Annotated in this window: 9 protein-coding genes; 5 read left to right on the top strand and 4 right to left on the bottom strand. The window is 45.5% G+C overall.

Annotated elements, in window-relative coordinates; genetic code table 11:
• Positions 1 to 12: 12 nt before the first annotated feature.
• Both ACJ67_RS13900 and ACJ67_RS13895 read right to left on the bottom strand, forming a co-directional pair.
• A complete protein-coding gene (locus ACJ67_RS13900) occupies positions 13 to 1,194 on the bottom strand; it encodes an efflux RND transporter periplasmic adaptor subunit (RefSeq protein WP_082164066.1) in 1,182 nt (393 codons plus the stop codon).
• Between the two features lie 10 nt (positions 1,195 to 1,204).
• Entirely contained in the window at positions 1,205 to 2,527 is a 1,323-nt protein-coding gene (locus tag ACJ67_RS13895; protein WP_049639575.1) for a TolC family protein, read from the bottom strand.
• A 69-nt stretch (positions 2,528 to 2,596) separates the two neighbouring features.
• Between ACJ67_RS13895 and ACJ67_RS13890 the strand changes: the two genes are divergently transcribed.
• Together ACJ67_RS13890 and ACJ67_RS13885 are read left to right on the top strand one after the other, a co-directional pair.
• A complete protein-coding gene (locus ACJ67_RS13890; RefSeq protein WP_197080628.1) occupies positions 2,597 to 3,298 on the top strand; it encodes a response regulator transcription factor in 702 nt (233 codons plus the stop codon).
• Positions 3,299 to 4,636 carry an ATP-binding protein gene (locus tag ACJ67_RS13885; RefSeq protein WP_049639574.1) on the top strand — a complete coding sequence of 446 codons (1,338 nt, stop codon included), beginning with the start codon at positions 3,299 to 3,301 and terminating at the stop codon, positions 4,634 to 4,636. It begins immediately after the preceding gene.
• Positions 4,637 to 5,692: 1,056 nt separating this feature from the next.
• Here ACJ67_RS13885 and ACJ67_RS13875 read toward each other — a convergent pair.
• Complete coding sequence (locus tag ACJ67_RS13875) at positions 5,693 to 6,151, bottom strand: GNAT family N-acetyltransferase (RefSeq protein WP_049639572.1); 459 nt, start codon at positions 6,149 to 6,151, stop codon at positions 5,693 to 5,695.
• Positions 6,136 to 6,789, bottom strand: a complete 654-nt coding sequence (locus ACJ67_RS13870; RefSeq protein WP_049639571.1) for a helix-turn-helix domain-containing protein — start codon at positions 6,787 to 6,789, stop codon at positions 6,136 to 6,138. The genes ACJ67_RS13875 and ACJ67_RS13870 overlap by 16 nt, the downstream gene beginning before the upstream one ends.
• 335 nt (positions 6,790 to 7,124) lie before the next feature.
• On the opposite strand from ACJ67_RS13870, the gene ACJ67_RS13865 reads away from it, so the two are divergent.
• The 3 genes from ACJ67_RS13865 to ACJ67_RS15195 are packed head-to-tail and all read left to right on the top strand — an operon-like array spanning position 7,125 to position 11,536.
• On the top strand, positions 7,125 to 8,366 hold the full coding sequence (locus ACJ67_RS13865; RefSeq protein ID WP_049639570.1) for an FAD-dependent oxidoreductase: 1,242 nt from the start codon (positions 7,125 to 7,127) through the stop codon (positions 8,364 to 8,366).
• Positions 8,367 to 8,384: 18 nt separating this feature from the next.
• A complete protein-coding gene (locus ACJ67_RS13860) occupies positions 8,385 to 8,645 on the top strand; it encodes a sarcosine oxidase subunit delta (protein WP_049639569.1) in 261 nt (86 codons plus the stop codon).
• Complete coding sequence (locus ACJ67_RS15195; RefSeq protein ID WP_049639568.1) at positions 8,642 to 11,536, top strand: 2Fe-2S iron-sulfur cluster-binding protein; 2,895 nt, start codon at positions 8,642 to 8,644, stop codon at positions 11,534 to 11,536. The genes ACJ67_RS13860 and ACJ67_RS15195 overlap by 4 nt, the downstream gene beginning before the upstream one ends.
• The last annotated feature ends 2 nt before the right edge of the window (positions 11,537 to 11,538 follow it).

The raw sequence follows: 11,538 nt of genomic DNA, 5'->3' as shown, positions 1-11,538 counted from the left end.
TTCCATCCACCCCTAGTGCGTATAGCCGGTTTCCAGCGCAAATAATTCTTGCGCGCCGTGAGACACCACAAATCTTCCTTGAAGATGTGGTTTATTCACCACACAGGTGTGTGAAGTGTTGTCAGAGACAAAGACACGTTCACGGCGAAAATGCGTTTTATCCTCCTTGAGGTAAATCCACTCACCGCCATACATATCGAGCACAATCGCCGAACAGGGTAAGCCTAATACCATCTGTGTTGGTTCTCGCTCAAGAATGTTGACACTGATTTTTTGCATGGCGGCGAGCTCTCCCATCTGGGAGGCTGCATATATGACCTTGCGCAGCCCTGTTTGCAGATCGGCTTCTGGGGGCAGCAGGATTTTCTTTAATGGGATCTCTTTATCGCTGATGTCACGGTCTGCAATCCAGGCATCATTTAATTGCAGATTTTTAATCTGCGCTTGTGGAACGAAAACGGTAACCAGCAATTGATTGGTACTCCCAATGTCCATTAATTGACTGCCTGCACCCAGGAGTTGGCCAGAAGTAAAATTAAGATGAGTAATGACACCTTCTTTGGCTGCCTTGATCTCATATACGCCGCTCGCTCCATCTGCCACAGCTTGTTTAAGCAGCGACTGTTTCTGCTTGATGGTATTGAAGTTGGTTTCCGCAATCGCTAAATTAGCCTGCGCATCATCGACATTCTTTTGACTGCCTACGTGTTGCAACAATAACTGTCTGGCTCTGTTAAAAACCAAACGATTGGCTTCAACTTGTTCATGCGAAGATTTGAGCTGCCCTTCCGTATCTGAAAGATTGGTGAGCAAACTGAGTCGCGTTTCCGGGGTCACCACAGGTTTGATTTTGAATAAGGTCTGACCTGCTTTGACCTGATCTCCCAAATGCAATTTAGCATTCAACTCGACATACCCACTAAAGGGCGTGATGTAGTGAGTGAGTGCTTGAGGTGCATATCCGATTTGTGCTGGATATAACTTTGAAGAAAGCGCTTTTGCTAAGCGTATTTCTTGGACGTCCAATCCCAGTTTCTTGATGGCGTTGCTTGATAACGCGACCTGATTGAACTGATTTTCGTTGACACTGATGGTTTCGGATATACCAAATACAGGGCACAGCATTAATATGCCTATGAGGCATGTGCTGACGTGATGTGACTTAATGGCTATCATGTGGTGATTGATCGACATGATGATTCTTTCAATGATGATTAGTCGTGAGATTTTGGGGAATACTGGTACTGCGCATGAGGTCCGACCAGCTCAGGATCATGTCGGCTTTAAGTTGGGTCTCACGCAGTCTAAGATTTAGGTATTTTCTGCTGCTCTCCAGCACACCTAAATAGGCAATCTCACCATTCTGATAGGCAGTCTCAGCGTCATGGATGACTTTTACTGAATTAGGAAGTAACGCTGCCTGCAACTGCTGCCACTCTTGGCAATCGCGCTGGTACTTGAGGTGGCTGACCTGAATATCCAATGAGGCCTTCAGTTTGGTCGCTTCAGCCTCGTGCAAGGCTTTTACTAGCTCCGCATCGACGCGTTCGACCTGTGCCTGATTTTGATTGAAAATGGGCAAATTGAATCTGATGGCTGGCGCCAGCACGTGACCATTGGTCTGGCCACTGGTCGCATCAGCAATGGCTGCAGGCGCTAACCAGTTTAATCCATTCAAACGGCGCTTCTCTCTCACCGCCTCAATCGCGGCATCAGCAGCCAACACATCCGCTCTGCTTGCGATGGAGGCACTTTTCAATTGGCTAATATCTTCGGCAGAGCAGGAAGGCAAGAGTGCGTCGCTGAGTGATAATTGACGTTTGTCATCTACATGATTAAGCATATGCATGAGCTGTGTATGTGCGATGCCTGCTTCAATTTTTGCAGATTGCAAGTCCCGCTCGACGAGTAACAATTCATTTTCTGCAATCAGCGAGTCCTGAGCGCTGCTATCACCTAGGTGCTCACGTGTTTTAGCTAATCTGGTGATCGTCTTATTCACGCGTAACGCCTCTTCCAGTCGGTTGACTTTTTCCTGGCTGACAACGGCTTGTGCGTATGCAGCGCGTGTGTCGCGAACGAGGGCAAATCCCGTTTGCATCAACTGAAGTTGCGTCTGTTGTGATTGCGCTTGCATTTGTTTGAGCCTTAATGGCCTGAGCAATAGCGCCTCCAGTGGGAACTCAATGGCATACCGATAAGGTTTGTTGACGACGCCAAATGCATAAAACACGGAAGGATTGCTGATTTGATTGGCGAGTTGCAAGTCTGCCTGAGCTATATCTAATTCAGTTAATTGCGCCTGAAAGGCAGGATTTTGATGCAACGCCAGCATCACCGCCGCATGCTCAGAAAGAAAGTCATCTGTTTCATTACGTTGCTGAGTTTGCCTGGCACGCAATGATTGGTCTTGTTCAACGATATTGGCGACAAGCGCTTGGGGTTTGATAGACTGAGGACTTCGACAGGCCGCCAGCCCGGTCAGCATCAGCAACAACGCACACTTGAGAAAGCTGATTCGATTCATAACACAGGGAAAATGGATAATGTGAGGCTGCATATTGCAGTGGTTTTCTTAAGGCAACCTTAAGATTCAATGTTTAATCTGCTCGCACATGTCATGGAGAGAGGCAAAGTGAAAATTCTGCTAGTAGAAGACGATGAGATGATAGGCGAAGGACTGCAACAGGCCATGCGTACACACGCCGTGTACTGGGTGAAAAATGCGATGCAGGCGGAACAAGCCATTATGCAGGAGATGTTCGATGCTATTTTGCTAGATATTGGATTGCCCAAAAAAAACGGAATTGAATGGCTCACTGAGTTCAGAAAAGCCGGCAATCAAACGCCAGTGATCGTAATTACAGCCAGGGATGCCATCGAACAGCGCATTGAAGGATTGGATGCAGGCGCAGATGACTATGTGCTGAAGCCATTTGCCATCGAAGAACTGGAAGCCAGATTGAGGGCGATTTTCAGGCGCAAAGAGGAACGTCTCACCAATCAGCTGGAAGTCAATGGCGTCATATTGAATACAGCCAGTTATGTATTATCTGCGGATACAGTCAGTCAACGGCTATCCGCTAAAGCATTTGCGATTATGTATCACCTGATGTCGCAGCCAGGTATGATTTTTTCTAAATCACAATTGGAAGAGAAGCTCTATGGCTGGGGTGAAGAAATCGACAGTAATGCGGTTGAAGTGCATGTGCATCATATCCGCAAGAAATTTGGCCCTGACATCATTCAGACCATTCGAGGCATAGGTTATGCCTTTCCTGACAAAAAGGAAAAGTAAATGCGTTCTATTAAGTTTGAACTGACTATTTATCTTTCTTTGGGCATCGTCTTCATTATTGGGCTGCTTTCTTTTTTATCCTATCACTCCGCAGAAGACGAGTTAGGCGAGCTATATGACGCGAATATGGAGCATTTAGCATCGGCTATGATTGAGAATTTTGCTGGAAATGCGGCACCCGAGCAGAACTTCATTTCTGGACTCAGAAAATCCAAGCTGCATGGAGAGCAAGATTATCTTATCCAGATTAAACAAAATAACCAGATTATTTACCAGTCGCATCGAGGCGTCTTTGCAGCCAAAACCGACAAATCTGGTCTATTCACACAATGGTTAGATCACAAACGCTGGCGCATTTTTATTTTAAGCCAAGAGGGTCTGACTTGCGTAGTAGCTCAGGACTATAAATTACGCCAACGAACCATTCGAGATGTAGCCATCAAGCTGATTATTCCCCAATTGCTGGTGGTGCCCTTTTTAATTATTTTGACGTTGTTAATCATTCAAAAAACATTTAAGCCGCTGACTGTGATGTCAGAAGAAATGGCCAAAAGAAATGTGGATGAGCTGAATCTATTTCATGAAAATAATCAGCCAAAGGAGTTGATTCCAATCATTCGATCTTTAAATGTTTGGATGAAAAATGCGAATGCATTTATTACGCTCAGAAAAAGATTTATCAGCGATGCAGCCCATGAACTCAGAACACCAGTCACCGCTTTGAGGCTACAGCTCTCGTCACTAAGCCATGCCAATCAAAAAGAACTGCAAGATCGACTACCGCGTGTTTTTGACAGTCTCACTCGAATGGAACGTTTAGTAGAGCAATTGTTGATCTTATCAAAGGTCGAACCTGATGGACGACCAGGATCAGTTAGCAAAGTAGACTTGAATGCGCTTATCGTCAGGGTATTAAATGATCTTCGGTCTATATACATAGCAAAAAGACTGGATGTTGGCATGACCTACTCTGAAGATATCCATATTTTTGGAGTAGCTGATGAAATTGAGATTCTATTCAATAACCTTTTAGTGAACGCAATCAACTATTCCCCCGAGGATGGATTGATAAATATTCAAATAAGATCACAGCATCATGCGATTGAAATAGAAATTGAAGACTCAGGACCAGGTATTCATCCAGAGGATATTCACAAAGTGTTTGAGCGATTCTATCGCGCTCAGAGTAACAAACCATCAGGGTCTGGGCTAGGTCTTTCAATCGCTCAGGAGATCGCTCAGAAGCATCATGCTGAAATCATATTAATCAATAAACAACCTAAATCGACAGGGCTGATTGTTAAAGTGATTTTTAATACAAGCCTCGAGTCTACTTGACCTCTAATTTCAATCTATGCGGCCTTTATTTTTTTGACTTGCTGAGTTGAGACTTGAAAGGTAGGCTGTAATCCGGCTTTGTTTGCTAATGTGGGGGGCGAGTTTGCTAGGGTTAAATCTCAAGTTAGTTTGCAAAAAATTTGCCAAATCTCAACTTATTTTGCAAATGGCTTGGAATAGAGCTTTGCAAGACTATTTTTAAGTTGTTGATTTATATTAATCTTGGATCTGGAGTTAAATTGCAGACGACAGATGTATTTGGCTGCTGCTCATTAGAACTGGAACGACTGCTCAACACGCTGGAATGACTGCTCAAAATCAATGGAATACACAATTGTAGTGCTGCGCCAAATACCGAAAAGAAAATGATTTGCTACACATGAACTGAGACTGATGTGGCTTGATTTACGAACATGGAAAAAAATATTTTCAATGTATGTTCGCAAATGCATTCTGAGCAGTCACAGCTTCTAGCATCTAATGGGGAAGTATCTGAGATGAGCTTAAACCGGACGGAAGTAGAGGCAGTGCTGACGAAATTATCGCCAGCTGATTTCAAACGAATCAGATATATGTCGGAAATCTATGCACATGGATTGGCATCCATGTCATCTGATGATTTGATACAGGAAACATATATCAAATTTCTATCTGAGGATCGGGTTTTTCCTGCAAACACTCGACCTGTTACAGTTGTTATAGACTAAACAGATTTATGTTTTGAGAATAGCGATGATAGGAATTATTGTTAATTAAAATAGCAATAATGGCAATTTAAAGCTTTTTAATTTACATTTAATTCATTTATGTATAGATCAATCTATGAATATTGTAATTATTTCAATGGCTTGAGTTTATTGCACGTAATTTATGGTGAATATAACCATTTTGATCGACACAATAATAAATATTGTTGATTAAAATTAGATAAGGCCCTGTTTTTACAGGGCCTTTTTTATTCTTTGAAGCACCAAAATAAAGCGACTAATACAATTGATCACGCCCGATCAATCATGCTATTACTCACTTTTCTCAAGGTGATGACTAGTTCAAAATTTATAAAAATAATCTTCTCGCATTTAACTGTGTACTTTCCCAACCCAGGTGCCGGTAATATCCTATCGCGGGTTCATTTTCAATATCGACCAACAGCTGAGCCCGAGTAGCTCCTTTTTCTTTTGCCCAATCTAATGCTGACTGCAGTAGTTTTTTACCAATTCCTTGCTGTCTAAATTCTGCATGGACGATCATGTCCTCTACCCAAGCAGAGAATGCTCCTTGTGCAGTGGAAATCACTAGTTGCGCGCTAACCATCCCAATCAGTTTCCCGTCTTCTGTAAATGCCGCCTTGATTACCCCATGTTCTGGTTGTGATATCAGCATACTTAAACCAGCTTTTTGTTTCTCCATGTCAGGTTTGAAATCGGCTTCTATGCTGAATAGTGCATGTAGAAGGTTGGCTAATTGAGCGGCATCTTTTTCTTGTGCATCTCGAATACTTATGACTGCGGCCATTCGCTGCCTCCTGCATGATCAGCTGGGTCGTGATGAATAATGGCCAGGAAACGGATGGGGACCTCTATGAGCCTGGCTGGCTGATGCGGCTGGTCTCCTCTAAAGGTCAGTGAGTCGCCTGGCTCAAGTAAGAAAGTCTCCAAGCCTACCTTGTACTCTAATACCCCCTCAAGCATATGAATAAATTCGGTCCCGCCATGTTCAAAAGGGGGAAATTCTTCTGCCTGATCTTCCAGCGTGATCAAAAAAGGCTCAAAAGTCTTTTGAGGTCCTTGGTCATAGGCTAATAAATGGTATGTGTGGCCGAGCTTTGTGCCGCGGCGTACCACTTCCATACCATGCCCTTTTTTAACGAATTGTGCATTTCCTGAGGGAGCGTTGTAGTCGCGGAACAGCCTTGAAAGCGTTACGCCAAGTGCGTTAGCTACTTGCTCCAATGTTTCAAGACTGGTCGATACATGACCATTCTCAATTTTACTGAACATTCCAACACTAATATTTGCTCTCTCAGCGACATCGGCAATGGTCAGGCCATGTTGTTTTCTGACCTCTTTGATGACATTCCCCAAGTGTTTACCCAAAGGTTTGGATTCTGTTTCAGTCATAGGGACAACATTTTTTTTCAAATCAGAGGTCATTGGCGGCTAAAACTCCCATATCCATACTTCTCGTTCAATTATCACAGGTTCAGTCAATCAAGTTTCTGCTGGAAAATTAATTGACTAACTCTTTCCTAGTCATTAACCCACCCTCAACCACTTTTTTAAGCATATCCCCATGCTCTAAATCTGTTCATTAGTCCAAATTATGCACCAAATCATTGCAAAATAGGTAAATTTATTCCTGTGAGGAAAAAAATATTCATAAAGCCGTTGACAGCGGTTTTTGCAATGCGTATAAATGGAATTGTTGTTTCCTGCTGGGAATAAAATTTTCATGTCGAGATTGATGTTGGATCGTTGCGGAGCGTTAAATGCCTCTAAGATTGCTTAAATATGCGTTGAGTAAAGAGTACAAAGAGACTCGGTTTTTTAGGGAGAACGTGACCCCTAAGAAAAGTTACGACGCAGTCATTATTGGTGGAGGCGGACACGGTTTGGCTGCAGCCTACTATTTGGCGAAAGATCATGGCATCACTAACGTTGCCGTGCTTGAAAAGGGTTATTTGGGTGGCGGCAACACCGGCCGCAATACCACCATAGTCAGGTCTAATTACCTGACCCCAGAGGGCGTGAACTTCTACGATGCCAGCGTCAAAATATATGAAGGTTTGTCCGAAGAGTTAGATATCAATCTATTTTATTCAACACGCGGCCATTTCACATTGGCGCATACAGAATCAGCGATGCGGACAATGCGTTGGCGCGCTGAGGTCAATAAACATGTGGGCGTGGATAGTTATGTTGTTGGTCCGGATGAGATCTCAAAAGCCTGTCCTCAGCTAGACATCAGCTGCAGTGGCCATGCGCCCATTTTAGGGGCTTTGTATCATGGACCAGGGTCTGTGGCTCGGCATGACGCTGTCGCCTGGGGTTATGCCCGCGGCGCCGATAGATTAGGTGTCGATATCTTCCAGAGTACAGAGGTGACTGGCATCGATATCAAGGGCGGTAAAGTTCAAGGAGTACAAACGAGCCGAGGGTATATCTCTACGCCCCGAGTGCTTTCAGCGGTGGCAGGGTTCACTCCCCGCATCTGCAAAATGGCTGGCATTGATACTCCGATTGTCATTCATCCTTTGCAAGCCTGTGTGACTGAGCCAATGAAGCCCTGGCTGGATTCAATCCTGGTTTCCGGTAGTTTGCATGTCTATGTCAGTCAATCTTCCCGGGGCGAATTGGTCATGGGCTCTTCGTTGGATCCCTATGAGGTTCATTCGACCAGGTCTTCTTTAGACTTTGTGGAGGGACTGACGTCTCACATGTTAGACATGTTCCCATTCCTCTCCAATGTGAAGATCGTCAGGCAGTGGGGCGGGATGGCAGACATGACCCCTGACTTCTCTCCCATTATGGGCAAGACACCGGTGGAAGGCTTTTATCTCGATGCAGGCTGGGGAACATGGGGATTCAAGGCCACACCGATCAGTGGGAAAACGATGGCTGCCACGATTGCTAACGATATGGCGCCAGATCTCATCAAGCCTTTCAGGCTTTCAAGATTTGAAGAGTACGAATTGACTGGCGAAAAAGGTGCGGCTTCGGTCGGTCACTAAGCATCAGGAAGATTGCAAATGAAATTACTTACTTGCCCGATTAATGGCGTGAGACCGCTAAGCGAATTTGTCTTTGGTGGTGAACTACGTGATATGCCCCCGGCTGAATGCAGCGACAAAGAATGGGCCGATTATGTTTATAACCGCAATGGTGCACCAGGGTTAAAAAAAGAATGGTGGTATCACTCTCCTAGCGGAACTTGGTTTGTGGCAGAAAGAGACACCTTAACCGACAACGTAGCACGTACTTATTTATACGAACAGGAAGGTGCGCAATGAGCATGCGGTTGCAAAATACTTCCGGTGAGTGGATCAATCGGAACAACAAAATTAAATTCTCATTTGAAGGTAAAGAATATGAGGGTTTTGAAGGGGATACGATTAGCAGCGCCTTGTGGGCTGCTGGCGAAAAAGTATTAGGCCGTAGTTTTAAATACCATAGGCCCAGAGGCATTTTTACCCTGGCAAATCATGACGTCAACATCATGGTGACGGATGGTGTCGATACCAATATCCGAGCAGATGTTGTCCAGATTAAAGCCGGGATGAAACTGCAAGTAGTGAATGTTGATGGCGGGGTGATGGCGGATAAGAAGCGTTTTCTTGATTCGATATCGGCGCTCTTACCCGTTGGCTTTTATTACAAAGCATTTCATACCCCACGTAGTTTGTTTCCCTTTTGGGAGCGCATCATTCGCAACGCAGCTGGTTTAGGCGTGGTGAACTTTAACTATCCGCGGCTCTTAAAAAAGAAACAGCATTCGCATTACGATCTCCTTGTGATTGGCGCAGGCCCTTCAGGGTTGTCTGCTGCTTTGACTGCGGCCCGTAAAGGCTTAGAGGTTCTTCTGGTGGATGAAAATGCTAACCCCGGCGGAAGTTTGGCTTACGACAATGCAGGCAATTCAGAGCATCACGAACAGTTAGTCAAAATGTTGAGTGACGCACAAAGCCTGCGTAATTTAACAGTGAAAACTAACGCTTATGCAGCCGGATATTATTCTGATCATCTCATCCCGGTCGTAGACGAATCTGGAATCACAAAAGTACGTGCTAAAGCAGTGATTGTTGCCAGTGGCGCCTTTGAGCAACCTCCTGTGTTCAGAAACAACGATCTACCGGGTGTCATGCTTGGTTCAGCCGCGCAACGTCTGATGGCACGATATGCCGTTAAGCCATTCTTGAAGGGGGTGGTCGTCACCGCTAATAGCCATGGTTACCGGGTGGCGCTTGATCTGATTGCAGCTGGTGTAGAGGTCGCGGCAATTGTTGATATGCGGGCGGGCGGAGAGACGGATGCCATTGCCAGTGTGGTCGCAAATAAAGGTATACCAATCCATAACGGTGCTTGCATCTATGAAGCTTTGCCGGTATCCGGCAAGTTAGGTGTTAAAGGCGCGATTGTGGCGGATTACGATGAAGCCTCTGCGCAGGCCGATATTCGGAAATCCATACAGATTGACTGTGACGGTATCGTCATGTGTGCAGGCTGGGCGCCTGCTGCTGCATTGCTCTATCAGGCTGGCACCGGCATGCGTTATGACGATCAAATACACCAATTCGTACCGTCAAGACTGACCAATGGCATTTTCGCTGCAGGTAAGGTCAACGGTGTTTTTGGCTTGAATCAACGCCTCCAGGATGGCGCCCGTGCTGCCTCTGATGCCCTGAAGTATTTGGGGTATGTTGGAAACGACACCACCGTAGAAAGTTTTTCTGGCTCATCGCCTAGCCATCCTTATCCGATTGTGATGCATCCCAAAGGTAAAAACTTTGTGGATTTCGACGAGGATATCAGCGTAAAAGATTTCATTCATGCGGCTCAGGAAGGCTTCGATAACATCGAATTAATGAAGCGTTTCACGACCGTTGGCATGGGGCCTAGTCAGGGCAAACATTCAAACATGAATGCGATTCGTATTCTGGCGCGCATCAGAAGTCTTCCAGTCAATAAAATTGGCACGACGACTGCACGGCCCTTCTTTCATCCAACACCAATAGGTCATTTGGCAGGCAGGGGGTTGCATCCTCATCGAGATACCCCGCTGCATCAGTGGCACGCAGAACACGGTGCAGTGTTCACAGATGTCGGCGCATGGAAACGTCCAGCCTACTACAAAGTGGATGGGCAAACCAAAGAGCAGTCTATCCAGAACGAAGCAAAAGCCGTCAGAAGTGCAGCGGGCATCATTGATGTCAGTACCTTGGGCAAGATAGAGATCCATGGCGCCAATGCCGCTGAATTTTTAGAACGTTTCTACACGGGTAATTTTAAAGATCAAAGGGTTGGGCGCTCCCGCTATGCCTTAATGCTGGACGAATCAGGGGTGATGGTAGATGACGGTGTCGCTTGCCGGATCGCAGAAAATTTCTTCTATGTGACCGCAAGTACCAGCAATGCAGCCGCGGTTTACCGTGAGATGCAGCGGTGGAATCAGATTTGGGGCCTGAACGTGACCTTCATCAATGTCACCGGCGCCTATGGCGCGGTGAACATTGCGGGGCCATCGGCCAAAAAGGTGCTGCAGAAGATCACCCTTTTGGACCTCTCTGAAGACCAGTTTTTATTAGGTGCTGTGGCTGATACGTCCATAGGAGAAATAAAGGCACGTGTGATTCGCGTTGGATTTGTCTCTAACCAGGCCTACGAGATCCATGTGCCTGCCTCATCTGTGCTTAAGGTGTGGAATTTGCTGCTAGACAGTGGAAGCCTTGATGAGCGTGTTAAACCATTTGGTACAGAGGCACAAAGATTGCTTCGATTGGAAATGGGCCACCCATTAGTGGGACATGATACCGACGGTCTAACAAACCCGTTTGAGCTTGGTGCTGACTGGGCCATCAATCTCAATAAACCTTTCTTTATCGGTAAACGCAGTTTGCAAATTATCCGCAAACGTCCTCTGCTAAAAAAACTAGTGGCTTTTTCGTTTAAGCCAGATTTCCAGGGTCCTGTTCCATGTGAATGTAATTTAGTGATCAGCAAGAGTGGCCAGATTGAGGGCAGGGTCACCAGTCTATCGTTGAGTCCTACGCTGCAAAGATTCATCGGGTTTGCATATGTATCCCCAGCGAATACAACGTTGGGTGATGTCTTGAATATAAGAACTGACAGCGGCCAGATGGTGGAAGCCTATGTTGTCCAGTCACTATTTGTTGAAGGGGATTAAAT

Source organism: Methylophilus sp. TWE2 (genome assembly GCF_001183865.1).
GTDB lineage: Bacteria > Pseudomonadota > Gammaproteobacteria > Burkholderiales > Methylophilaceae > Methylophilus.
This window is presented reverse-complemented; position numbering and strand designations above follow the sequence as displayed.